Raw genomic sequence first — 25,312 nt, forward strand, 5'->3', positions numbered from 1 at the left:
CTTATCTTATGGATAGGTGTATGCAGATTGGTATTGTTAGCGGTAAGTGATAAGTTAAAGTAAAAAGATGAAAGAGACACTCTGTATGACATCACGGGTCAACTTTGAAAGTGTAAAACACGCTCACGAACGCATAAAAAATAATATAAAACGCACACCTATTGTTGAATCATCACTGTTGAACTCATGGATGGGCCATCGAATTTTATTTAAAGCCGAATGCTTACAAACTATCGGCGCCTTTAAAATTCGTGGCGCGATGAATTTTTTGGCGACTTTAAAAGAGCAAAACCGGCTTCCGGCTCACGTGGTAGCAAATAGTTCTGGCAATCATGCACAAGCGGTTGCCTATGCCGCGGCACACTTTGGTATTACCGCCACTATTTTCGCCAGTGAAAACATATCCCCTATTAAAGCAGCTGCCACCAAAAGTTACGGTGCCGAGCTAAAACTTTTCGCAACACGACCTGAAGCTGATGCTGCGGTAAAAGAAGCTGCGAATGCTGCAGATACTGTATGGATCCCACCTTTTAACCATGAAGATATTGTTGCCGGGCAAGGCACAGCAGCGTTAGAGGCACTAGAAGATGCTGGCGACGTAGACGCGGTTTTTGCGCCCTGTGGTGGTGGTGGCCTTTTAGCCGGCACATTATTAGCCACACGAGCACTTCAACCAAATGCGCTGGTAATTGGCGCTGAGCCGGCAGCGGCTAACGATGCATCTTTGTCCCTTCAAGCAGGAGAAATTGTTGCCCTTGAGCATACGCCGAATACATTAGCCGATGGTGCAGCAACACCGTCGGTTGGCGATATTACTTTTGAGTTATTGCAGCAACTCGACGATTTTTACGAAGTTGATGAGCTTCAAATAGCCTATTGGACTCAATGGCTACACCATTTATTGAAGTTACATATTGAGCCCACCTGCGCCATGACAATGGCAGCCGTAGCATCATGGGCAGCCAATACCCCTCCTGGAAAAACGGCATTAGTGATGCTTTCAGGGGGCAATATCAGTCAGGCGTCCATGGCGGCTATTTGGGAACGAGATTTTTTACTACAACCTCCAATAATAAATTTTGACGACAGTATAGAAGAATAATGATGAAGACAATTGCAATGAAAAAGCTCCTGAGCGGCCTTACACTCGCCGCATCCTGTATTGCGCTGAATTATGCCAATGCGGCCACTTTGGTAAGTAATGTCAAAGGCTACACCCTGAATGATAAGGGCAACCTTATTCAGTTCAGCAATTTAGTGATGGACGAAGGAAAAGTAGTGGCACTGGATGTGCAGCCGAAAAATTACGACATTGAAAGCACCATAGATGGTGGCGGCAAAGTGATGCTTCCAGGGCTTATCGACGCCCATGGTCACCTTCTTGGCCTCGGGGCAAACCTGTTAGAGGTGAACTTGAGAGAAAGCACCAGTGCGGCTAACGCTGCTAAAATGGTTGCTGATTATGCGTTTGCCAATACTACGCAGCAGTGGATAACCGGCCGTGGCTGGAATCAGGAATTGTGGAGCGACCGTGCATTTCCTACGGCAAAGGATTTAGACAGCGTAGTATCAGACCGCCCCGTCGTGTTAACTCGCGTCGACGGGCACGCTGCTTGGGTAAACAGTAAAGCCATGGAAATTGCAGGTATTACGAAAGACACCCAATCTCCTGTGGGTGGCGAAATTATTAAAGATGCCGAGGGTAATCCTACTGGGGTATTTATTGATAACGCCTCTATACTAATAGAAAAACATCTTCCTTCGGCCAGTAATGCTGTGTATCAACAGCAGCTTGATGCAGCCTCAGAGCATTTATTAGCTAACGGCATTACCTCCATGCACGACGCTGGTATAAGCCGCGACGTATACGATTTTTATTTAAAAGAATCTGTAGAAAGCGAACTCGCCATTCGCATTTATGCCATGGTAAGTGCCACCGATCCTGAATTAAGTACTATGTTAGGTAACGGTACTATCAGAGATAAAGACGACTATTTGTATATCCGCTCGGTAAAGGCTTATGGCGATGGCGCTCTTGGTAGTCGTGGTGCTGCGCTTCTAGCCCCCTATTCAGATGCGCCGCATCAACATGGGTTATTGCTTACTCAACCAGAAGATATGACAAACCTTTTTACCACAGTTATTGGAGCTGGCTTCCAGCTGAACTATCACGCGATTGGTGACAAAGCTAACCATGTCGCGCTGAATGAATTTGAAAGCACATTTAAACGTATTGGTGGCAGCGAGTTGCGCAATCGCATTGAGCACGCGCAAGTTATTGCACCTGATGATTTAGCTCGCTTTTCTGATTTAAAAGTATTGCCTTCCATGCAGCCAACCCACGCCACAAGTGATAAAAACATGGCAGAAGATCGTATTGGTAAAGATCGAATGAAAGGGGCATATGCATGGAAAACGTTACTAAATTCTGGCATCGCGCTGCCACTTGGGTCAGATTTCCCAGTAGAGCTAGCTAATCCGTTTTACGGGCTGCATGCAGCAGTAACTCGTCAAGACAGTGACAATCAGCCGGTTAAAGGCTGGTATGCCCATGAGGCACTTTCTATAGAGCAGGCATTTAAAGGCTTTACCCTTGATGCCGCTTATGCCGGCCATATGGAAGATACATTAGGCACACTCACTGAGGGTAAATGGGCAGACTTTATCTTGGTAGACCAAGACATTTTTACTATTGAGCCGAAACATATTTGGAAGACTAAAGTACTTTCAACCTATGTAGCCGGCGAGCAAGTGTTTTCACTAACCAATGACTAAAAACAACCTGCTTACAAAAGGGATAGGCGGCATAGGTGCCGCTTTGCTTGTGCTCAATGGTTTGATCGGCGCAGGCATTTTTGCCCTACCGGCCAAAATGGCAGCGGAACTAGGGGCGTTCAGCCCCTATATTTTCCTGATTTTTGGTGCCTTAATGCTCACTATCGTGTGGTGTTTTGGTCAACTTGCCGTTTTTTATCAGGAAACGGGCGGTCCCGTTGTTTACGCAAGAAAAGGGTTTGGCGATGCTGCGGCCTTTCAAACCGGGTTTGTTTACTATCTTGCCAGAGCTACCGCGATAGCAGCCAATATGCATGTGTTGCTGCTATATGCTGGATATTTATGGCCAGAGATTAATACCGGTATGGGTAAGTCGCTGGCAATTATTGCACTTACGAGTTTATTGATATTTGTCAATATTGTGGGTTTGAAAGCGGCTATGCGCTCTCTCGACACAATTTCTGTTTTAAAACTGTTACCTTTTATCGCCCTTATTGGTGTGGGCTATTGGCAGCTTGATTTCTCTACAGCTACAGCGGTAACAACTCCTGCATTAGATACTATTTCAGCAGGTGCGCTAATTACGCTGTATGCCTTTATCGGTTTTGAAACTGTCGTGGTAACCAGTGGTGAAACTAACTCGCCAAAGAAAACAATTCCCAGAGCACTTATGCTCACAGTGTCAGGCATCGCTCTGTTTTACTTTTGTGTGCAGTGGCTTTATTGGCACACTGTTGGCGCAGAAACACCAGACAGTGCGCCCCTTATTGCGTTAGCCAACATTATTTTTGGCAAAACAGGCGCCCTTGTTATGACATTGACAGCTGTTGTGTCTGTAGCCGGTAACTTACTGGCGAATATGATATCAACATCTCGCCTAACGTACTCGATGGCCCGTCAATCTCTTATTCCGAAGCACTTGGGTAAAAACTGGCTAGGCAAGGTACACGGTGAATTTGCCACTCCCTATATTTCGGTATTAGTACTGGGTGTATTCGCTGGCCTAATGGCACTGAGTGGAAGTTTTGTATGGCTAGCTATTTCAAGCGTATTAGCAAGGCTTGTGGTGTACGCGGTGTGTGTAATTGTTCTCATGAAGGCGCAGCATCAGCGCACCTACTCCCCTAATATTATTAAGCGGTTTATCCCCTTTATTGCACTGATTGTATGCATCTGGTCTATCAGTCAGTCGTCGATGAATGCGTGGCTGTTTTTAATGGGCGAATTAGCCGTTGGTGCCATTTTGTATTGGATTTGCAGCAAGACCGCGAATGACTGAATAATAAGCTGAATAAAAAGCTGAACAAAAAACTAAATAAAGAGCCAGACAAATGCTGAGTGGATAAACCACCGGCACAAACCGCATGAAAAACAATGTAAATAAAGAAGAGAAATAGAGTGAAGATTGTCGTTATACCCGTCACCCCATTTTCCCAAAATTGTTCACTTATTTGGGATCCAAGCTCAATGAAGGGCGCCTTTGTCGACCCTGGTGGTAATGTGGAGCAACTGATTAAAGCTGCCAAAGATAATTACGTAGAGATAGAAAAAATAATACTAACTCACGGCCATCTTGATCACGTTGGTGGCACAACTGCTATTGCTTCGCATTTTAATGTTCCAATTATTGGTCCACATAAAGGCGATAAGTTTTGGCTAGATGGGTTAATGCAACAGAGTCAGATGTTTGGATTTCCACCAGCCTCGCCTTTCGAGCCTACCCAATGGTTAAACGATAACGACACTATATCTGTTGGCACGCTTACGCTAGAGGTATTGCATTGTCCAGGGCATACACCGGGTCATGTGGCGCTAGTAGAGCGCAGTAGCAATAGAATAATAGTGGGCGATATTATTTTTGCAGGCTCTATTGGCCGTACCGATTTTCCGCAAGGAAATCAGCAGCAGCTTATCGACTCGATTAAGCGAAAAATTCTCTCGCTTCCAGAGGATATGATGATTTATCCGGGCCACGGACCTACTACCACAGTGGGAACAGAAAAAGCGACCAATCCCTACGTATCGGGACAGTGGGGATAAGCATTTTATATAACCAGGCCATGCGCAAACATGGCCCGCCCATATATTTTTACTCGTATGCCCCACTGGCACATGTTTTTACTCGTATGCCCCACTGGCATAATGCAACTCATAGCTATGACTGTAAATTTCTAGGATATTGCCAAACGGGTCTTCCATATAAATCATGCGATAAGGCTTTTCGCCAGGATAATAATAACGCGGAGCTTTCATACGTTTTTTACCCCCTGCCGCTACAATTTTATCTGCAAGGCCTTCAACATCTGGATCTTGAACACAAAAATGGAAAATACCCGTTTTCCAGTATTCAAAGTTATCTTCAGGATTTTGTTGGTCTTTAAACTCAAATATCTCAACGCCTACTCGGTCGCCTGTCGATAAATGAGCTATGCGAAATTTCTCCCAACCAGCACCAAACACATCAGTACACATTTCACCAATAGCTGAATCGTCTTCGAGGATTTCTGTTGGCTTCATGATCAAATACCAGCCAAGTACCTCTGTATAAAACTTAACTGCTGCATCGAGGTCGGGTACTGATAGCCCAATATGAGAGAACGTGCGTGGATACGGTGTTTTAGTCATGTCGTTCACGAGTACTTCCTTAACGCATTGCTGCGTAGTGTAAGTCTTAAAAGAAAACTTGGAACCTCTTCTATCTGGCTCAAGTCAGCGTGAACACATCGTAACTAGACAGCGCTAGAATTTGAAATTATCATTATTTCTTAATTTTATAATATGAATTTATGACAATGCTAAACCCAATCTGGCTCGATACGTTTATTACGCTGGCTGAGACAGGTCACTTTACTCGCACAGCAGAGCAGCGGTTTATGACACAGCCGGGAGTGAGCCAGCATATAAAAAAGCTCGAGGAAGCATGTGAATGTCAATTAGTAGTTCGCCTTGGTAAAGGTATTCAATTAACAGAACAAGGAAGAAGAGTATTTGAATATGCGAAATCACAACAGCACCAAGAGCAAAACTTTATAGCCAGCTTAAAATTTGACGAACCTTATGAAGGGAAGTGCGTTGTGGCCTGTTCTGGTGCTATCGCCCAACGCATCTACCCCGCACTTTTAGCCCAACAGCTAAAGCATCCAAAACTAGAGATACATGTAGAAGTTGCCCCCAGACGAACCATTTTATCGGGAATTATTAATGGCACCTTCGAGCTTGGTATTATTACAAATACACCGAACGTTGATGAGGTATCGAGTACCTATTTAGGCGAGGAGTCCCTTGGGCTTATATTGCCAAGAGAGTTTGTGAAACACTGTCGCTTGTTTGCCGACTCACAAAAGAATACCCACATTGTTGATACGCTGAACACGCTGGGCCTGATTAATCATCCAGATGCTGTGCATTATTTACAGCGATATATTAAAGATAGCGGTGAAGATGACTTAGCAACCATCAACCCGACTACATTAAAACAGTCTGGTTATATTAATCAACTTTCTCAAATTCTTATCCCCGTTAGCCAGGGGCTTGGGTTTACTGTATTACCTAGCAGCACGCTAGACTTTGTTGATGTTGCAGATAGGCTGACTGTTTACAAACCCAAAAACAAGGTAACCGAACCTCTGTATTGCATTCAAACGCCACACAGTATGCTGCCCGCTAGGTACAATGTGGTTAAAGATACTATTAGAGAGGTTCTTAAATAGCGTTTTCACTGCTTTTAAGTAACACTTTTATTAGGCCTACAAGCCGCCGCCATAGCAAAGTTACGAGTCGTCTTTATTGTGTGCTTGCCATGTCGTCCGACTACTTTGTATTTGCTCTTTCAATCTCAGGGTCTGGTGACAGCATTTCGGTTTCTTTTTTATGCTCGGGGACATCTACTTTACCTTTCGCAATAACTTCACCGTCTTGCCACAACTTCCACTCGCCTCTTTCATATATGTCCCATTGCTCATCATTAGTTAAAGGCTCTGTAGCAATAATACTTACAACGTCTTTAGGGGTGGTTTCGGCTGCAAAATCTATTTCTACTTCTACATCTTTCAGGCAGGCAGGACCAAATGGCGCTCTTCGGGTAATACTGGCAAGCTTGGTACTGCAAAACGTAAACAACCAATCACCATTCCCCAACAAACAGTTAAAGACACCTTGCTTGGCATAGGCTTGAGCTAATGAAACAAGAGACTCGACCAATTTCAGGGGCGATGTGTCTCGTGATAAATGCTGACGTACATGGTTCATCATGTCACAAAACATGTCTTCACTGTCGGTATCACCTACTGGCTCATACATTCCCTTTTGTGCGGAGAAATTAGGTAGCTGACCATTATGAGCAAACACCCAATACTCGCCCCTGAGTTCTCGAGCGAAGGGATGTGTGTTGGCAAGGGTAATATTGCCCACGTTTGCTTGACGAATATGGCAAATCGCGGTTTTACTTTTTATGGGTAATGTCGCCACAAAGTCTGCAATAGGCGATGTTGCACTGGGCTCAGGATCGTGAAACATGCGCACGCCTTTTCCTTCGTAAAAAGCTACGCCCCAACCGTCTTTGTGCGGCCCGGTTTCACCGCCGCGGCGGGTAAGCCCTGTAAAGCTAAAACATAGGTCGGTTGGTGTATTTGCACTCATGCCCAAAAGTTCACACACTGCTTTCTGCCCTTCTATTCCTTGGTTATCATCAAGCGAGAATACGCAAGCACGCAGTATGAATCAATAATGCAATGAATATTCAAAGCGTGTCTCTTTTTAGTCTTGTTAACGGCTATGCTATCATTCTAATGAATTAATCTTTTAAAAGCTTAAACCTTGGTTTCAATATGACAGAACAACCGAATAACCCACTCCATGGGCTTACACTTGAGAAAATTGTTACGCAGCTGTACGAGCGCTACGGATGGGAAGGGTTGTATTACAGAATTCGAATAAATTGCTTTCAAAACGACCCATCGATTAAGTCATCGTTAAAATTCTTACGCAAAACTCAATGGGCGAGAGACAAAGTAGAGCAGCTTTATATTCAGACATTTTCTTAGGCTTATTAGTGCTTAGCTACCAAAATTATTTAAGCAAATTCACTTTCGATATTGAGCCTTTTTCTTTTACTAAAAGTAATTATATTTATGCTTTTGGTGCCAACGTCTTATTTTTAATATACGCTTAAATCTGTATGCTGTATGTTCGAAAAACGGATTCCATAACAGGGAAATAAGCCATGGTTAAACAAGTTTTTTGTTTTATGATATTTGCAATCTTTGTTACGTATTGCGAGGCGGCTGTTCATACCGTTAAAGTTGTGGATCAAGAGAACAACCCAGTAAACAATGCTGTCGTGGCCTTCTACTCCAAAAGCTCCTCGCCAACTGCCGATACCAACGACATTGCTGTTATGGACCAAGTAAACAAACAGTTTCTACCCAGCGTTATCGCCATACAAAAAGGTCAGAAGGTTAAATTTCCAAATAGTGATGACATTCGTCATCATGTTTACAGTTTTTCCCCTACAAAACCTTTCGAGATAAAGCTCTATAAAGGTTCAAACGTTGCCCCTATTCTCTTCGATAAGCCCGGCATTGGAACATTAGGATGTAATATCCACGATAACATGGTGGGTCATATCTATGTTTCAGACGGTGAGGTAACTCGTGTAACCAATGCCGAAGGGGAAGCCACGTTTGACGAAGCCGTCCCAGAACGTGTAGCAATATGGCATAAAGGCCTATCTATCGATGGTAGCTTAAAAGTCAATGTCATGCTGACTGAAAAAGATGGAATAGCAACAGCAAATGTCGAACTTGTCAGTAAGGCACCGCAACCTAGCAAACGAACCTTTGGTTCTAGCCGTTTTGGGGGTTGAGGCAGCCTTTGAAATCCTATCCTCTCAATCAGCACGTATTTAGACTCTCTGCAGGACTTGTGCTGCTGTCAACGGTGGCTATTTTATTCAGCGTTTGGTCGTCTACTACAGAGCATGCCAAAAGAGAGCTTGCCGAAAGCCTGGAAGTAGCTCGTTATGTAGTCGCTGAAGTATTCAGTAATCGAGAAGAGCAGCTTTTTACGAATGCCAGTGTACTTACCGACGATTTTGGATTTAAAAGCGCAGTGGCATCGCAAGATAACGCCACCATAGCAAGTACGTTGGAAAATCATGGCAATCGCGTAGGTGCTGACGTTATGGCCCTGCTAACATTATCTGGCGACATTACCAGCAGTACTTCAGATGGCTTATTGCCTGGCCAGCAATTCCCTCACCCTCAGCTTGTAGACAACGCCCTTAAACAGGGCGGAGACAACGCATTTATCGTGCTCAACAATGAACTGTACCAAGTGTTGTTGCTATTGGTGGAAGCACCAAACCCCATTGCGATAGCGGCTATTGGGTTTAAAATTGATGCGCCCGTTCTGGAGCGTTTAAAATCGATTACGCTCTCTGAAGTGGCGATTATCGCGAAAAAAAACGACAGTATTATTTTTAAGCAGTCTACGCTATCGGAAGAACAGGACAACGTTAAGCGGGTGAATGGCGTAGAGGGTCTTTCATGGCTATCTTTTATTCCCTCTGACCAATCACAATATATCACACAGGATATTCCACTTTTTAGTGGAAACGACACGAAAATAACACTGGAATTATCTGAAAGCGCGGAAACCTTGTTTACCGAGTTTGCTACCCTGCAGAAACAAATCAGTATCATTGCTGCTCTGCTGTTAGCCGCCTCTTTAATTATTGCAGCGTTATTTGCCAAACGTATATCAAGGCCATTGCGACGTTTATCGAAAATCTCCCAAGAAATAGCCGCAGGCTTCTACAATCACAAAACCTTTGTTACCTCCCACACAACGGAAATTGCAGCGCTTTCAGACTCTTTTCAGTCTATGCAGAGCAATATTCAAATGCGAGAAGAGCAAATTCAATATCAAGCCACACACGATCTCCTTACGGGTCTCTCTAACCGCTATCACATTACAGAGATACTGAATAACAAATTTAAGCACAATGAAACATTGCAAGTTATTGGCATTAATATACTCGGCTTTCGCAACGTTAATGATGTATTTGGGTATCAAAACGGCGATTTATGCTTGCATACCCTCGCTGGCCGATTAAGTGCACTTGGGGGAGTAACAGCTAGACTAAACGGCGGTGAGTTTTTATGGATACCAACAAACCCTCTCACCAACGAAGACATAGCCTCAGTGCAAGCTGAGCTAGCAGCGCCTATCCAAGCTGAGAATGTTGTTATAACGCTAAGGTTGTCTTTAGGAGTTTTAAAGTGCCCTGAAGACGCTAATGACGCATTAACTCTACTTAAACGCCTTGCGATAACGTTGGATCACGCTCGTCACCTTCCGACACATAGGGTTCACTACAGCGCCAATTTTGACGCCGAATATACCCGCCGAATTAGTATCATCACTGAATTAAAACTGGCACTGAGCGAAGACAGCCCAGAATTATCGCTAGTGTATCAACCCAAGCTGGATCTCACTACTAACACGGTAAGCCACGCAGAGGCGCTTATGCGCTGGAACAGTGAAAAACTTGGCTTTGTCGGCCCAGATGAATTTATTCTTATCGCTGAGCAAGCTGGTCTAATTGGTGCGGTTACCGAGTGGGTAATAAAACGCGCCATCAAGGATACGAAAAACCTACTCCAAAGTGATGTTGATGTATGCGTCGCTATCAACCTCTCTGCCAAAGACATTTTAAACAAAACTCTGTTATCAGATATTAAATCGCAAATTGTTCAGGCTGGTTTAACGGCGTCTCAATTGGCCTTTGAGATCACTGAGAGTGATTTGGTGAGCGATGCAGAAGGGGTGTATAGCGAGCTGGCTTTATATCGCGACGCGGGCTTCGCGCTTGCTATCGATGACTTTGGAACTGGCTACTCGTCGCTGTCGTATTTAAAAAGCCTGCCAGTAAACGAGCTGAAAATAGATAAGAGTTTTGTCCTCAATTTAGACAAAAACCAAAGTGACCAGCAAATAGTAAAAACGATCATTGATTTAGCCCATAATTTCGATCTGAAAGTTATCGCCGAGGGTGTAGAGACTCAGGGTAGTTTGGCGCTATTACAAAAGTGGGGCTGCAACTATGCGCAAGGCTACCTTTTAAGTCGTCCTGTCCCCGTAGAGAGCTTTATTCAATGGTATAAAGATAATATAAACACTGATTGGTTTTCATTATGAAACACTACTTTTTTGTACTGAGCGCATTAGTTTGCTTAATAGCCAGCAACTATGCATTAGCCGGCGATGGCAAGCTACTCGCTACTTCAGGGCTTGTGCAGATTGAGGGCTCAGGAGGCGGCGGTATTGTTCCATGGGCAACATTATCCGGCTACGACACACAAGATGAAATTTCGGTAAGCGCGGTAATGACCCAAGTTGACCTTGATGATTATCGCCTAAACGTGATGGGAGTTTCTGCCTCTTTTTACGACCGTGTTGAAATAAGCGCTGCGCATCAACGTTTCGATTTGAAACAGCTTGGCGGTGACATCAGACAAAATGTAATAGGTGTAAAATACCGACTTTATGGCGATGCAGTATATAGCAACTTCCCGCAAATAAGCATTGGCCTTCAGCATAAGAAATTAGAAGATGGCGCAATAGCCGACTTACTCGGCGCTGACTCTTCATCTAGCGGCACCGACTATTATATTGCTGCGACGAAAATACATTTAGGCGCTGTTGCAGGCTTTAATGCGGTATGGAATGTTACGGCACGAGCCACAAAAGCCAATCAACTTGGGTTGCTAGGTTTTGGCGGAGCGCAGAATAGTGACCATGAGATTATGCTTGAAGCCTCCGCTGGCGTTTTGCTTTCCCGAAATGTCGCGGTAGGCATGGAGTATCGGCAAAAGCCCGACAACCTTGGGTTAGGCGAAGAAGACTGGATAGACTACTTTGTAAGTTACATTCCCAACAAACACATCGCGCTTACGCTTGCGTGGGCAGAATTAGGCAGTATTGCTGGCGCTGAGGATCAAAATGGTCTTTACCTCTCAATAAACGGTCAACTGTGGTGACATCATGTTTAAATTAAGAATTATTTCGCTAAGCGGCTTATTGGGTATGTGCTGCATGGGAGCGTTATTAGCCGGCTGCGCCAGCCAATCAAATTCCGTTTACCATCAGCTAGGAGGTAATGAGAAGGTAGAGCAAATCGTCGAAAACTTCGTTGTTGAGATTGAGCGCGACCCTGTCATTTTAGCTTACTTTGAGGGTGCGGATATCAACCGCTTTGTTGAAAAATTAAGTGAACAGATATGCTCTCGTACCGGCGGACCGTGCTCTTACACTGGCGACACTATGGCACAAGTTCATGGTGGTATGAACATTACCGAGGCCGATTTTAACCGCACTGTAGACTTACTCATAAATGCCATGAACAAAGCCGACGTGCCGCATCGGTTGCAAAATAAGGTACTAAGGGCGTTAGCACCAACTCGCGATGAAATGCTTTATTTATAAGTTTTATCAGCAATAAAAGAGGCTGTGACGCACTCTTTTATTGCTACAGTTCATGTTGCTACGTGTTGTTAAATGCATAGCATAAACACATGATTCTGGCATCAACAGATAGTATCGGCACAGCCTAAAAGATTAAGCATCGTTATATAACGTGCTTATCCATTTTTCTTCGTTGATAAAATTCCAACTCCACTGTGCCCACTTATCTTCAAGCCCCATGCTTTTGATATCATCTAAGGTTTTTCCGTCTTGCTTAAGGGCTTTAACATAGTCAAAGGTTTCGCTGATCATATTAAGAAAGGTGGCGTACTCGGCTTTTGAGCCCACTTTTCCGTGGCCCGGAATGATAATGGTGTCATCGTCTATTTTATTCAAAAGATGTTGAACCGACTCCATGTAACCCTCTACATTTCCTCCAGCGCCTTGGTCGATGTACGGGAACATGCCGTTGAAGAACAGATCCCCTGTATGCATAACATTAGGCTGCTCGAACCAAACAACACTGTCTCCATCGGTGTGCCCTACAGGAAGGTGCATGACATGTAGCGTTTCGTTATTAAAATATATCTTTATGCCGTCTTCATAAGTCACTGCTGGCAGAGCTTCAGGCTTAACATTTTCATCGCCAGCTAAACGAACACGAACGTTTTCGTGAGCAAATATCGTGGCGCCCTTGTGGCTATGGAAAAAGGCATTCGAGCCAGTGTGATCACCGTGATAATGGGTGTTTATCACATACTTAGGTTTGTCGCTGCCAAGCTCTCCAAGCTGTGCTGCAATTTTTTCCGCAAGCGGAGCAAACTGATCATCAATAATAAGCACGCCATCCTCACCGGCTGATACGCCGATATTTCCACCCATACCCGTTAGCATATGAACGGCTCCTTTGATGGGTGTCGCTTTTACCTCTACATTGGCAAAGCGATCTTGGGCATACGCCGAAGAGATCGGAGAGATAATTGACGATATAGCCGCTACCGCTGTAGCAGCGATTAAAGCTTTCGCTATCAACGGTTTTTTCTTTGCTGTTTTCATTACGCGTTCCTCTGGGCATTATTAGTACTTAAGTTCTACACCTAAGTTCTTCACTTAAGTTTTCTGTACGAGTTCTAGTGACGTGTAGGGTAAAGCGCTTCGTGTTTAGAGCCGTATTTACCTCAGTCGCTACTTTACGATGTAACTTATACCCTCAAATAGTTAAACCTGTTCACTTTAACCTTCCCTTGGCATTAAAGCGTGCTTTCACCGTCAGGAATATCTCCTATATAAGCAAACCTAGGTACTGTTTCATTATTTAACTCTACAGACTCTGTAAACATCTCTAGTGGACGAACCCACAGTTCACGATCGCCATAGCAAGGCCTATACACGACCAACTTAGATTCATCTTCTGAATGTGTGGCCACCTCATATACGTCGTACAAATGGCCCTTGTAGTGTTTGTAGCGCCCTGGCGCAATCAATAGTTGTGTATCCACCAGATACTCCTTTTAAGTTTTTATTTGCGTCTCGTCTTCAAAAGCAAACGCTAGTTGTTGAGTTGACTGTTCCGCCGCTAAGCCAATGTGAATACCTACTAAACGTATACCTCGGCCTTTAGCACGCTCAAAAGCTTCCTTCATTAAAGTAGTAAAGTAATCCTCATCGAGAGTTCCATGACGGTGCTCTACCGTGGTCAGTTGGAAGTCATTAAATTTAAGCTTTACACCTTGGGTTCTCAATCGAACAGGTTTGCCTGTGCGTTTTTTATGATTTTCCATTCTGTCACGTAGCTTTTCCAGTAACGATGGTAGGAACGCATTGCATTGCTCAAGGGTTTGAATATCATCACTTAACGTGCGCTCTACCCCTATCGACTTTCTTTCTCGCGATACAGAAAGCTCTCGCTCGTCTATGCCATGAGCACGTTCCCACAACACGCTGCCAAATTTACCGAGCTCTTTTTGAATACGCTCGAATGGGTATTGGCGCACATCATTACAGGTATTAAGCCCCATACGAGCGAGCTTTTGCATGGTGACTTTGCCCACTCCGGGTATTTTTTTAAGCGGCATGTTGCGAACGAACTCATCTAACTCATCCGGCGTGATGACACAAATACCGTCTGGTTTGTTTTCATCGCTTGCAACCTTTGCCACAAATTTACAGGGTGCGACACCCGCAGATGCCGTAAGGCCAAGTTCGCTTTGAATTCTTGCCCGTATTTCCTCGGCTATTAAGGTAGCGCTGCCGCCACAAAACTGGCTGTTAGTAACATCAAGATATGCCTCGTCTAATGACAAGGGTTCAATAAGGTCGGTATAGTCGGCGAAAATTTTTCGGATTTTTTGAGATTCACTAGCATAAGCATCCATGCGTCCTTTCACTAAGGTAAGATTTGGGCACAGTTTCATGGCATAAGCGGTAGCCATTGCGCTACGTACGCCATATTTTCTCGCCGGATAGTTGCAGGTAGAAATAACGCCTCTTCGGTCGGAACTCCCGCCGATAGCAATGGGGATATTCTTAAGCGCAGGATTATCCCGCATTTCCACTGCGGCATAAAAACAATCCATATCAACGTGGATGATTTTTCGCATTCAAACTCGCATTGCGGTACTAGGATGCTTATAAGTGTATGCTAATACCAAACTGTACATTTAGACAGTATAGTAGCGACTAGCGATGACTTAATCCAGTAAGACGTGCCCTGCAGCTTGCAGAAAAAAGCCGCTAGTAGATAACTAACGGCTTTGTGTATAAAGCAAAAGGTGTTTGTGGGCGTCTTTGCCTATAAAATTTGGTTTTGCTTCCATTCGTTCAATTTTTTCTGACGCGCTTCTTCTTTTTCCATACGTGATTTTTTGCGATCACAAGGCTCTGGGCAGTCGCACGCTTTCTCAATTCCAATCGCGCCTAGTCCACCACAGCTTCCTGAAATAGTTTTTCGCTGCACAAGGTAACCTATGGCCATAGCAGCAACCATTGTTAAAAAGAAACCAAATGCGAGAATAAATGTAGACATAACTACCTCTTAATTGTGAACTGTCACTAGTTTATCAAATTCTGGCGACGCATACTCCTCAAAACTATCTTCTGTGCGACGAATGAGAAATACCGCAAGGTTTTCTCTTTCGGCAATTTCAATAGCCTGTTCCCACCCCATTACATTAAATGCCGTGGCAAGGCCATCAGCCGTCATTGACGAGGGATGCACAACAGTGACAGACACTAAATTATGGGAAATTGGATAACCTGTAGTGGGGTCAATAAGATGAGAGTATCTTTTCCCGTCTTCTTCATAGTAGTTTCTATAATCACCTGAAGTAGCGACAGCATTTGTGCCAATAGATACAACTTTCTGTATCGCTCGCTCGGTGGTGACAGGCTTTTCAATAGCAATTAACCATTCACTTCCGTCACCTCGCAAGCCTTTAACCCGCATTTCGCCGCCTATCTCCACGAGATAGTTTTCAATACTATACTGCTCAAGTATTTCTGCTACTTCGTCAACACCAAAGCCTTTAGCAATGGTAGATAGGTCGACATACAGCATAGGATGACGCTTTTTAAGTCCGCTAGGGGTACTTACTAGCTTTTCATAGCCTACATAATCGCGAATATCATTGATATCGTCTTCGCTAGGTGCCTTTTCTGGGCGTTTTGTGGGTCCAAACCCCCATAAGTTTACGAGCGGTCCGACAGTCACGTCTAATACGCCGCCGCTAAGTTTCGCCAAACGCAAGGCTTCATTTACAACCAATAAAGTATCACCAGACACAGAAAAATTGTCAGTGTAGCGATATTGATTAAAGCGAGACAATTCAGAAGTAGGATCGTATGTAGACATCATTTTGTTTACATCCACCAAGCGTGCATCAATCTGTGACTGAAGGCCCTCTACTGCTTTTCCGTCCGCCGCTATATATTTAACGTTATAAGTTGTGCCCATGGTTTGCCCTTGCAAATGCACAACAGGACGACTGTCATCACTGCAGCTTGCAAGCATGACCATGCTGATGGCTATAACCGCTAAAAGAATTCGAACAAAAAATCGAATCACACTATGTTCCTTACTTTATCTTTAGCACAAACAAAAAAGGGGCTTACGCCCCTTTTTTACAACTTAATTGCGTAGATTAACCACCGAAGTCATCTAGCATGATGTTCTCGTCTTCAACACCTAAATCTTTAAGCATGTTGATAACGGCAGCGTTCATCATAGGTGGCCCACACATGTAGAACTCACAGTCTTCTGGCGCTGGGTGGTCTTTGAGATATCTCTCAAGTAACACTTGGTGAATGAATCCAGTCTCACCTTCCCAGTTGTCTTCAGGCTGTGGATCTGAAAGTGCCACGTGCCACTCAAAATTCTCATTCTCAGCCGCTAACTCGTCGAAATCCTCTGTGTAGAACATTTCACGAAGTGAACGTGCACCGTACCAGAAGCTCATCTTACGTGAAGATTTTAAACGACGTAATTGGTCGAAGATGTGCGAACGCATTGGAGCCATACCGGCACCACCACCAACGAATACCATTTCGTTATCAGTGTCTTTCGCAAAAAATTCACCAAATGGACCAGAAATCGTTGCTTTGTCACCTTCTTTAAGACTCCAAATGTACGATGACATTTTACCAGCGGGCAGGCTTAGATTATTAGGCGGCGGCGTAGCAATACGCACGTTCAACATAATAATGCCTTCTTCCTCTGGGTAATTGGCCATGGAGTATGCACGAATTGTCTCTTCGTCAACTTTAGACTCGATGTCAAAGAAGCCAAATCGCTCCCAGTCACCGCGATACTCTTCAGGGATATCAAAATCCTTGTACTTAACATGGTGAGCTGGTGCTTCGATTTGAATATAACCACCCGCACGGAAAGGTACACTTTCGCCGTTAGGAATTTTAAGCTTAAGTTCTTTGATGAAGGTTGCTTTGTTATCGTTAGAGATAACTTCACAATCCCATTTTTTAACACCAAATACAGATTCTTCTAGCTCAATCTCCATGTCTTGCTTAATAGCTACCTGACATGAAAGACGACAGCCTTCGCGTGCTTCGCCTTTAGTGATGTGATCTAGCTCAGTAGGCAATATCTCACCGCCGCCTGAGTGCACATCTACACGGCACTGACCACAAGAGCCACCGCCACCACATGCTGAAGATACGAAGTACCCTGCATCTGCCAGTGCGCCAAGTAACTTACCGCCTGGCTCAGTTTTGATTGCTTTGTCTGGATCGCCATTAATCGTAATAGTCACGTCACCACTAGGTACCAACTTCGACTTGGCAAACATGATGATGAATACTAGTGCCAATACAATGGCAATGAACATGGCGACGCCTAGATAAATTTCTACGTTATTCATTTAAATGCTCCCGAGCTCGATTAAAGCTGAATACCAGTGAATGACTGGAAGCCAAGCGCCATTAGGCCCGCAATCATGAATACAGATCCAAGACCACGAATACCATCAGGCATATCGGCATATTTCAGCTTTTCGCGTACAGCGGCCAACAGCACAATGGCAATTGCCCAACCGATACCACTTCCTACGCCGTAAACCACACTTTCGCTCAAGTTATATTCGCGTTGAACCGCAAATGCAACACCACCAAAGATTGCGCAGTTAACGGTGATCAACGGCAAGAATATACCAAGTGCGTTGTATAGCGCTGGGAAGAACTTGTCCAAACTCATTTCTAGAATTTGAACCAATGCAGCGATTACACCGATGAACGTTAGAAAGTTAAGAAAACTTAAGTCTGCTTCTGGGAAACCTGCCCAAGCTAGCGCACCAGGAGCAAGTATGTTTACGTAAATTATTTGGTTCACAGGTACTGAAATACCAAGAACAACAATTACCGCAACACCAAGACCCATTGCAGTTTTTACTTTCTTAGATACCGCCAAGAAGGTACACATACCTAAGAAAAGTGATAACGCCATGTTCTCAACAAAAATTGAGCGAACAAATAACGACAAATAATGTTCCACGACTTACTCCTTAGGCTCTACTTGCTCTGGACGGATGGTACGGATAAACCAAATCATACCGCCGATTAAGAAGAATGAACTGAATGGCAGTATTAATAGCCCGTTACCCTGATACCAACCACCATTTTGTACAAGTGGAAGGATCTCAAAACCAAGAATAGTACCGAACCCGAACAGTTCTTTAATTGTACCGATAACAACAAGGACGAAAGAATATCCTAAACCGTTACCAATACCGTCAAGGAAACTCATAAGAGGTGGGCTCTTCATTGCGTAAGCTTCCGCACGGCCCATTACAATACAGTTTGTAATAATGAGGCCAACGAATACCGACAGTTGCTTCGATATTTCATAGGAATACGCTTTCAATATTTGGTCAACAACGATTACCAAAGACGCAATAATTGTCATCTGAATGATAATTCGCACGCTCGACGGTATCTGATTACGTATTAGTGAGATAAACAAGTTAGAGAACGCTACAACGCTTGTAAGCGCCAATGACATTACCAACGCCGTTTCTAGCTTGGTGGTAATTGCCAGTGCTGAACATACCCCTAATACCTGAAGGGCGATCGGGTTGTTGTCCAATATCGGCCCAAAGAGGGCCTTTTTCATTTCTTTAGTATCTGCCATGAGACTTCCCTTATGAACGCCATGCTTGGTTCTTCAGGAACTGGCCGAAGCCTTGCTCGCCTACCCAGTAACGAATTGTATTTTCAACACCGTTACTAGTAAGGGTTGCACCTGAAAGCGCATCAATTGTGTGAGGATTGCTTGGGTTCGCATTTTTAACTACACGAATAGCAACTTCGCCATTTTCGTATATTTCTTTGCCGTCCCATTTTTCCTGCCACGATGGATTTTGAACCTCACCGCCAAGCCCTGGTGTTTCTTTTTGCTGGTAGTAGATTAGCTCGCGAACGGTTTTTCCGTCTGCATCTAATGCTAAGAAACCATACATAAGATCCCATAGACCGCTGCCGTGAACAGGCAAGATGATGCGAGATACTTCACCTTGTGCATCACGCACCAAGTAAACACTGGCAACGTCAGGACGACGTTGGAATCCAACGTTACTATTCGTCACTTTTGTGCTGTACTCAGTTTCTTTTGCAGCCTTATACATATCGTAATCTGGCTTTGGTGCTTCAACAAACTGTCCACTGTCTAAGTTCACAAAGCGCGACTCAACACGTTCAGAATACGTACTTTCAATTTCGCTGTTGCTCATGCCCATATCGTAAAGGCCTGCAGCATTTAGGATGTTGCTCTTTTTATCTAGAGCGGCGTTTGTTTGCTGTAACGAGCGCAGGCCTACGGCCGCGCCAGATACAACAATTGAACACACTAAACATACGGCAACAACAATACCAAACGTTTTGCCTAAAGATTCTTTCTTAGCCGACACGTGCTACCCTCCGCTTGATATTGCTTTGTGCGACAAAATAGTCGAACAGTGGTGCCCACAAGTTAGCAAATAGAATCGCTAGCATCACACCTTCAGGGAAGGCTGGGTTCAATACGCGTATTAACACGGTCATGAACCCGATAAAGAAGCCGTAAGCCCACTTACCTTGATTTGTAAACGCTGCAGATACTGGATCTGTCGCCATAAAGAACATGCCGAATGCAAGACCACCCACAACGAAGTGCCAGTATGCTGGCATAGCAAACATCATATTTGTGTCGCTGCCAATAACATTAAGTAGTGTTGCGAAGAACGCCACACCTAAGCCTACACCTGCAACGATGCGCCAGCTTGCAATACCCATATACATGATGAATAAACCACCAAGAATAATGGCTAAGGTAGATACCTCACCCGCAGAACCTGAAATGGTACCGATGAAGCTATTCATCCAGTGGTCCATGTTTGAGTAATCAAGTTTGCCAGATGCTGCTTGGCTTAAAGAAGTAGCACCAGAATATCCGTCTGCTGCTACCCATACTTGGTCACCTGAGATTTGTGCAGGATAAGCAAAGTACAAGAAAGCACGACCTGATAGTGCTGGGTTAAGGAAGTTACGGCCTGTTCCGCCGAATACTTCTTTGGCGATAACAACACCAAAAGTAATACCTAGAGCTACCTGCCATAATGGAATAGTGGCTGGAAGTGTAAGAGCAAAGAGCACAGAGGTTACAAAGAAACCTTCGTTAACTTCATGCTTACGTACAGATGCGAATAGCACTTCCCAAAAACCACCTACAATAAAAGTAGTGGCATAAATAGGTAACCAGAAACATGCGCCGTAGAAGAACATGCCTAGTACGCCAGCATTTGACAAATCACCGCCAAGCGCAGTGAAAAGGCCCGCTTGCCATGTATCAGGTAATGTACCAGCACCCGCTGCAATTGCATCTTGTGCTTGGAAACCAATGTTGTACATACCAAAGAACATAGCTGGGAATGTTGCCATCCATACCATGATCATGATGCGCTTAAGATCGATACTATCGCGCACGTGAGTATTTGCTTTGTTTACTTTGCCCGGCGTGTAAAAGATGGTAGCCGCAGCTTCGTAAAGCGCATACCACTTTTCATGCTTACCACCTGGCTCGAAGTTCGGTTCGATTTTTTCTAAATACGCTTTTAAACCCATGACTTAACCCTCTTTCTCTATCGTGGCCAAACAGTCGCGTAAAATAGGAGCATAATTATATTTGCCAGGGCATACATAAGTACACAATGCCAAATCTTCTTCGTCCAACTCTAAGCAACCCAATGTCTGAGCACTGTCAGTATCTCCAGAAATCAGGTCCCTAAGCAAAAGCGTAGGAATGATATCTAGGGGCATAACGCGTTCATAATTACCAATTGGAACCATAGAACGTTCAGAACCATTGGTAGTTGTTGTCATATCAAATTTCTTGCTACCACCTAGGTGACCTAGGTATGCGCGTGTCACTGAGTGTTTGTCTGAGCCTGGAGTAATCCAACCAAAGAACTTTTTCTCGTGACCTTCTTTTAATGCTGATACTTGTGTGTGGAAACGACCTAAGAAGCCGTGAACACCCTGTGCTGTTGTACCGTTAAGTACAGAGCCAGACACAACGCGTACGTCACCGTCTACAAGTTCATTTTTTGTTAATTCTGCTAAATCAGCTCCCACCGTTGTGCGAACAAGGCGTGGATTTTTAGCTGCAGGACCGGCTAATGAAACTACACGTCTGCTGTCTAATTCACCTGTTGTCAGCAATGCGCCAATGGCGATTACGTCTTGGTAATTTACGTGCCAAACAGTTTTGTTCATGCCAGCAGAATCTAAATAATGGATGTGCGTACCTGGAAGACCAGCTGGGTGTGGACCACCGAACTCTTCTACGTCTACCGCGGCATCACCGGTTGCTACCGATGTACCTGGCGCCTTACAGACGTAAGTCTTTCCACCGCTCAATTGCGTTAACGCCTTCAGACCATTTGCAAAGTCTTCTCGGCGCTCAGCAATAATCACAGCCGGATCGGCTGCAAGTGGATTAGTATCCATTGCTGTGACGAAAATTGAGTTTGGTACAGAATCTAACGCAGGCGATTTGCTAAATGGACGCGTGCGAAGCGCTGTCCACATGCCAGATTCTACGAGGATTGATTGGAGCTGCTCTCGTGAAGCACTTGAGATTTGGTCAGCTGTTAGCGTATCAAATTTAACAGCATCGCTACCGTTAGCTTTAATCACTACAGACTGAAGTACCCGTTTTGCACCACGATTAACCTCTACCACTTCACCCGCTAACGGTGCAGTGAATTTAACGCCTGGGTTCTTTTTATCTTCAAAAAGAACCTGACCTTTCTTCACTACATCGCCAACTTGGACGTGCATGGTAGGGCGCATACCCACATATTCTTCTCCCAGAATGGCAACGCGCGTTGCAGCAGATGCATCAGCAATCTCCTGCTTTGGCGCTCCCTCAATTGGGAGGTCGAGACCTTTCTTGATTTTAATCATATGTAATTGCACTACTCTAATAGAAATACCCTTTTGCATAACCGCAGTAATCCTGCCTGTCAGCATGCAAAAGCGTACTAGTAACAGGTGTTAAACACCTTTTATTCTTGATTGACGGAACTTGCCGAACTTTTCACGACTTGCGAAAACGAAACCGTGGTGATTCATTCCTAATGCGGGCTTTTCACCCTATCTTTCTTGGACAATCTCATCGGAAACCGTTGTTTTTACTATACTGATGCCAAATATGAGACTGTTGTTTTAGCGAGGATTAAAACGGCCCCCCACTTAATTTCGGGATTTTAGCATTAACCAACACGTTTGTGCCACGCAAATCACAGATAAAGGCAAAATTTTCGACAATTTAATGTAAACCAATGGTCTGTATCACCTATTTACTGATTTATGCGATGTAAATGGCAGTAAAAAACAATATAAAAATGTATGGTCCGCCTCGTTATTGCAATGATTAATTTCGATAACGGGGTTGGTTATGCGCTAATGTATTCGGAGTCTGTTTAGGCGCTTTCGCAACCCGCTCCACGATGAGATCCGCGCTGGATTATCCTCAAAAAACCGAAAGCTTCTGAGAGCTGTTTTTTATGTCAGGTTTTAATCCAGTGGTTCTACCGTTTTCGTCATCATATTTATCATTGCAAACCCGGTGCTAACGCTTTGCTGTTGAATGCTTTTTTTGTTTTCATCACTGCCCATGCTATTCGGGCCAGTTTGTTGGCCAGGGCAACGGTTACAACATTGAATGGCTTGGTGGCGCGTAAATTTATCAACCACTCGCCATAAATCTTTCCGGTCTTATCCGGCCTGGACATAACCGCCCTGGCGGCATGGATAAACAAGGTTCGGAGTTCTTTGTTACCCCGCTTGCTTATCCCCAGTAATTTGGGTTTACCGCCAGTTGAGTACTGCGCTGGAACTAACCCTAACCATGCAGCCATGTTTCTTCCGTTTTTAAAATCCGTAGCGCTACTGATGTTGGCAATACAAAGGCTGGCGGTCATATCGCCAATACCTGGGATGGTTTTAAGAAGCTGCCCTATCGGGTTTGTATCAACCAGTTGCTTTAGCTTTTTATCTTGTCTCTCAATGTTCCTGTTAAGGAGCAGGTAATATTCGTGCAGCTCCATGAGCTCTTCCATAAGTAACCCTGGCAAGACCTGCCGCTGCTGTGAAAGCCAGTTAAACAGTTGCTTCATTACGCTATGGCCTGTTGGAAGTGCAATGCCAAACTCCAGCAGTAAGGAGCCTATACGGGACATGCAGGCTGTTCTGTCTTTGACATAACCATGCCTTGCTTTATGAATAGCTGAAATGACCTGGGCTTCTTCTGATTTGACGCTGACAAACCGCATTTTCGGTCTTATTGATGCTTCGCATATGGCCTCTGCATCAATAAAATCATTCTTATTGCTTTTAACGAAAGGTTTTACGTATTGTGGCGGGATTAGTTTGACCGTATGCCCCATCAACTCACACTGCCTGCCAAGCCAGTGCGCACCGCCACAAGCTTCGAAAGCAATTGTGCATGGCGTTAATTGATGAAGATAGTGAATGAGTGCCGAGCGGGAAAATTTTTTGCGAATGATTTGATTATCTGAATAGTCGCGGCCTATCACGTGAAAAGATGATTTGCCTAAATCGATTCCAAGAACTTTAATAGTAGACATGATGGTTCGCCTCTTTGATTGCCTAACTCTAAGATTAGCTTAGAGGTGAGGCGGACCATCTAATTAAGCCGCTTTCAGCAGCGGCTTATCGCATAGTATAACGCATTAAAAGTAGACTACCATTCTACCTTTGGATCGACGTCTTTTTCATAATCGACCGATTCAATATCAAACCCGAATAACTTCAAAAACTCATGGTGGTAACCTTCATAATCACTTACCGCGTGAAAATTTTCTTGTGTAACTTGGTCCCAAAGCGCCTTTATTTTCGCTTGAGTGGCATCATTGGTTTCTTTACCATCCATGCGGTAGCGATTGGCCTCATCCAGCGTTGGACTATCGCCAAACAAACACTGTGTAAATAATCCATGAATTTGCTCAATACATCCTTCGTGCGTGCCCTCTTCTTTCATTACCTTGTATATGAGTGAGATATAAAGAGGCATGACAGGTATTGCCGAACTCGCTTGTGTTACCAGCGCTTTTAACGAGCTTACATTCGCTTGAACAAACAAGTCGCTGTTTTTGCCAATAATGGCTGCAGCAGCTCTGTCTAAGTCTTCTTTGGCTTTTCCGATAGTGGCTTGCCCATAAATAGGCCAAGTCAATTCTTTGCCAATGTAGGTGTAAGCAGTGGTTTTACAGCCTTCTGATAACACATCTGCATCGCGCAGAAAATCCATCCAACGTTCCCAATCTTCACCGCCCATTACTTTAATAGTGTGCAAGATTTCTTCATCGTTAGCCGGCTCTAACGCAACTTCATGTACCTTGTCTTTGTCAGTATCGTAAGTTTTTGTTGTGTATGCCTGACCGACGGGCTTCAGTGTAGACTTATACGTTACGCCAGTATCTGGGTCGGTTCTACGTGGCGATGCCAGGCTGTAAATTACCAAATCAACCTTGCCCATCCCCGCTTTGATCTTTTCAATAGTTTGTTGCTTTATCTCGTCTGAAAAAGCGTCACCATTAATCGTATCTGCAAATAATCCTTTTGCTTCAGCCTTACGATGGAATGCGGCAGTGTTATACCAGCCCGCGGTTCCCGTTTTACGTTCAGTAGGCGCTTTTTCAAAGCACACACCTAAGGTTTTAGCGCCATAGCCAAAAGCGGATGTTATTCTAGACGCGAGACCATAACCGGTTGAGCTACCAATAACGAGTACGTTTTTGGGCCCTTCTCCCAAATCACCTTGGCCTTCCACGTAGGCAATTTGCTCTTCCACCGATGCCAAACACCCCTCTGGATGTGCATTTGTACAAATGAAGCCTCTCACTTTAGGCTTGATAACCATAATAATTTTCCTTATTTAAGCGTGGCGCTATTGTAATGCTGTGACTGCGTTTAACAACTCGGAGCAGATGTATCTTGCATGTTTTAAAGCATAACGCATATTGGGGTTGGTTGAATACGGGGTTTTTAGTAAAGGAAAATGAGA

The 25,312-nt window shown here is 44.3% G+C and carries 25 protein-coding genes; 10 read left to right on the forward strand and 15 right to left on the reverse strand.

The window, feature by feature from the left end:
- The first annotated feature begins 85 nt into the window (after positions 1-85).
- From CW735_RS16410 to CW735_RS16425, 4 genes are all read left to right on the forward strand, one after another.
- Complete coding sequence (locus CW735_RS16410; protein ID WP_100972955.1) at positions 86-1,102, forward strand: serine/threonine dehydratase; 1,017 nt, start codon at positions 86-88, stop codon at positions 1,100-1,102.
- Positions 1,103-1,119: 17 nt separating this feature from the next.
- A complete protein-coding gene (locus tag CW735_RS16415; RefSeq protein WP_198521015.1) occupies positions 1,120-2,775 on the forward strand; it encodes an amidohydrolase in 1,656 nt (551 codons plus the stop codon).
- Entirely contained in the window at positions 2,768-4,054 is a 1,287-nt protein-coding gene (locus CW735_RS16420; protein WP_100972957.1) for an APC family permease, read from the forward strand. The genes CW735_RS16415 and CW735_RS16420 overlap by 8 nt, the downstream gene beginning before the upstream one ends.
- Before the next feature lie 119 nt (positions 4,055-4,173).
- Positions 4,174-4,815 carry an MBL fold metallo-hydrolase gene (locus CW735_RS16425; protein WP_100972958.1) on the forward strand — a complete coding sequence of 214 codons (642 nt, stop codon included), beginning with the start codon at positions 4,174-4,176 and terminating at the stop codon, positions 4,813-4,815.
- A gap of 78 nt (positions 4,816-4,893) precedes the next feature.
- Here the strand turns inward: CW735_RS16425 and CW735_RS16430 are convergent, their stop codons facing one another.
- Positions 4,894-5,400: a lactoylglutathione lyase family protein gene (locus tag CW735_RS16430; protein ID WP_071981356.1), complete on the reverse strand. Its 507-nt coding sequence runs from the start codon at positions 5,398-5,400 to the stop codon at positions 4,894-4,896.
- A gap of 167 nt (positions 5,401-5,567) precedes the next feature.
- Between CW735_RS16430 and CW735_RS16435 the strand changes: the two genes are divergently transcribed.
- Positions 5,568-6,485, forward strand: a complete 918-nt coding sequence (locus CW735_RS16435; RefSeq protein ID WP_100972959.1) for a LysR family transcriptional regulator — start codon at positions 5,568-5,570, stop codon at positions 6,483-6,485.
- Between the two features lie 100 nt (positions 6,486-6,585).
- On the opposite strand, the gene CW735_RS16440 is transcribed toward CW735_RS16435, so the two are convergent.
- Positions 6,586-7,431, reverse strand: a complete 846-nt coding sequence (locus CW735_RS16440) for a class II glutamine amidotransferase (protein WP_100972960.1) — start codon at positions 7,429-7,431, stop codon at positions 6,586-6,588.
- A 170-nt stretch (positions 7,432-7,601) separates the two neighbouring features.
- Between CW735_RS16440 and CW735_RS16445 the strand changes: the two genes are divergently transcribed.
- From CW735_RS16445 to CW735_RS16465, 5 genes are all read left to right on the forward strand, one after another.
- A complete protein-coding gene (locus tag CW735_RS16445) occupies positions 7,602-7,817 on the forward strand; it encodes a VF530 family DNA-binding protein (RefSeq protein ID WP_071980633.1) in 216 nt (71 codons plus the stop codon).
- Positions 7,818-7,996: 179 nt separating this feature from the next.
- Positions 7,997-8,638: a methylamine utilization protein gene (locus tag CW735_RS16450; RefSeq protein WP_071980634.1), complete on the forward strand. Its 642-nt coding sequence runs from the start codon at positions 7,997-7,999 to the stop codon at positions 8,636-8,638.
- A gap of 8 nt (positions 8,639-8,646) precedes the next feature.
- Positions 8,647-10,974, forward strand: coding sequence for a GGDEF domain-containing protein (locus tag CW735_RS16455; RefSeq protein WP_071981357.1), 2,328 nt, complete (start codon positions 8,647-8,649; stop codon positions 10,972-10,974).
- Positions 10,971-11,816 (forward strand): DUF3034 family protein, encoded by an 846-nt coding sequence (locus CW735_RS16460; protein WP_100972961.1) that lies wholly within the window; start codon positions 10,971-10,973, stop codon positions 11,814-11,816. Before CW735_RS16455 ends, CW735_RS16460 begins: the two co-directional genes overlap by 4 nt.
- Before the next feature lie 4 nt (positions 11,817-11,820).
- Positions 11,821-12,261: a group I truncated hemoglobin gene (locus CW735_RS16465; protein ID WP_332249001.1), complete on the forward strand. Its 441-nt coding sequence runs from the start codon at positions 11,821-11,823 to the stop codon at positions 12,259-12,261.
- A gap of 132 nt (positions 12,262-12,393) precedes the next feature.
- On the opposite strand, the gene CW735_RS16470 is transcribed toward CW735_RS16465, so the two are convergent.
- From CW735_RS16470 to fabV, 13 genes are all read right to left on the reverse strand, one after another.
- Positions 12,394-13,296: an MBL fold metallo-hydrolase gene (locus tag CW735_RS16470; protein WP_071980636.1), complete on the reverse strand. Its 903-nt coding sequence runs from the start codon at positions 13,294-13,296 to the stop codon at positions 12,394-12,396.
- Between the two features lie 194 nt (positions 13,297-13,490).
- The gene (locus tag CW735_RS16475) at positions 13,491-13,739 is read right to left on the reverse strand and encodes a DUF1653 domain-containing protein (RefSeq protein WP_071980637.1); all 249 of its coding nucleotides are present in this window, start codon (positions 13,737-13,739) and stop codon (positions 13,491-13,493) included.
- A 12-nt stretch (positions 13,740-13,751) separates the two neighbouring features.
- Positions 13,752-14,840: a DNA polymerase IV gene (dinB, locus tag CW735_RS16480; protein ID WP_071980638.1), complete on the reverse strand. Its 1,089-nt coding sequence runs from the start codon at positions 14,838-14,840 to the stop codon at positions 13,752-13,754.
- A 191-nt stretch (positions 14,841-15,031) separates the two neighbouring features.
- Positions 15,032-15,265, reverse strand: coding sequence for a (Na+)-NQR maturation NqrM (nqrM, locus tag CW735_RS16485; RefSeq protein WP_032095528.1), 234 nt, complete (start codon positions 15,263-15,265; stop codon positions 15,032-15,034).
- 9 nt (positions 15,266-15,274) lie between these two features.
- Positions 15,275-16,303 (reverse strand): FAD:protein FMN transferase, encoded by a 1,029-nt coding sequence (locus tag CW735_RS16490; RefSeq protein ID WP_100972962.1) that lies wholly within the window; start codon positions 16,301-16,303, stop codon positions 15,275-15,277.
- 76 nt (positions 16,304-16,379) lie between these two features.
- On the reverse strand, positions 16,380-17,612 hold the full coding sequence (nqrF, locus tag CW735_RS16495; RefSeq protein WP_071980640.1) for an NADH:ubiquinone reductase (Na(+)-transporting) subunit F: 1,233 nt from the start codon (positions 17,610-17,612) through the stop codon (positions 16,380-16,382).
- Between the two features lie 20 nt (positions 17,613-17,632).
- Positions 17,633-18,241: an NADH:ubiquinone reductase (Na(+)-transporting) subunit E gene (gene nqrE / locus CW735_RS16500; protein WP_071980641.1), complete on the reverse strand. Its 609-nt coding sequence runs from the start codon at positions 18,239-18,241 to the stop codon at positions 17,633-17,635.
- A 3-nt stretch (positions 18,242-18,244) separates the two neighbouring features.
- Positions 18,245-18,877 (reverse strand): NADH:ubiquinone reductase (Na(+)-transporting) subunit D, encoded by a 633-nt coding sequence (locus tag CW735_RS16505; protein ID WP_071980642.1) that lies wholly within the window; start codon positions 18,875-18,877, stop codon positions 18,245-18,247.
- A 10-nt stretch (positions 18,878-18,887) separates the two neighbouring features.
- A complete protein-coding gene (locus CW735_RS16510; RefSeq protein ID WP_071980643.1) occupies positions 18,888-19,652 on the reverse strand; it encodes a Na(+)-translocating NADH-quinone reductase subunit C in 765 nt (254 codons plus the stop codon).
- Positions 19,642-20,844, reverse strand: coding sequence for an NADH:ubiquinone reductase (Na(+)-transporting) subunit B (locus CW735_RS16515; RefSeq protein WP_071980644.1), 1,203 nt, complete (start codon positions 20,842-20,844; stop codon positions 19,642-19,644). The genes CW735_RS16510 and CW735_RS16515 overlap by 11 nt, the downstream gene beginning before the upstream one ends.
- Before the next feature lie 3 nt (positions 20,845-20,847).
- On the reverse strand, positions 20,848-22,188 hold the full coding sequence (locus tag CW735_RS16520) for a Na(+)-translocating NADH-quinone reductase subunit A (protein ID WP_100973294.1): 1,341 nt from the start codon (positions 22,186-22,188) through the stop codon (positions 20,848-20,850).
- A gap of 650 nt (positions 22,189-22,838) precedes the next feature.
- Positions 22,839-23,873 carry an IS110 family transposase gene (locus tag CW735_RS16525; protein ID WP_100970746.1) on the reverse strand — a complete coding sequence of 345 codons (1,035 nt, stop codon included), beginning with the start codon at positions 23,871-23,873 and terminating at the stop codon, positions 22,839-22,841.
- A 116-nt stretch (positions 23,874-23,989) separates the two neighbouring features.
- Positions 23,990-25,168 carry an enoyl-ACP reductase FabV gene (fabV, locus tag CW735_RS16530; RefSeq protein WP_071980645.1) on the reverse strand — a complete coding sequence of 393 codons (1,179 nt, stop codon included), beginning with the start codon at positions 25,166-25,168 and terminating at the stop codon, positions 23,990-23,992.
- Positions 25,169-25,312: the final 144 nt, after the last annotated feature.

This window comes from Alteromonas sp. MB-3u-76, assembly GCF_002831605.1.
Taxonomy (GTDB): Bacteria; Pseudomonadota; Gammaproteobacteria; order Enterobacterales; family Alteromonadaceae; genus Alteromonas; species Alteromonas hispanica.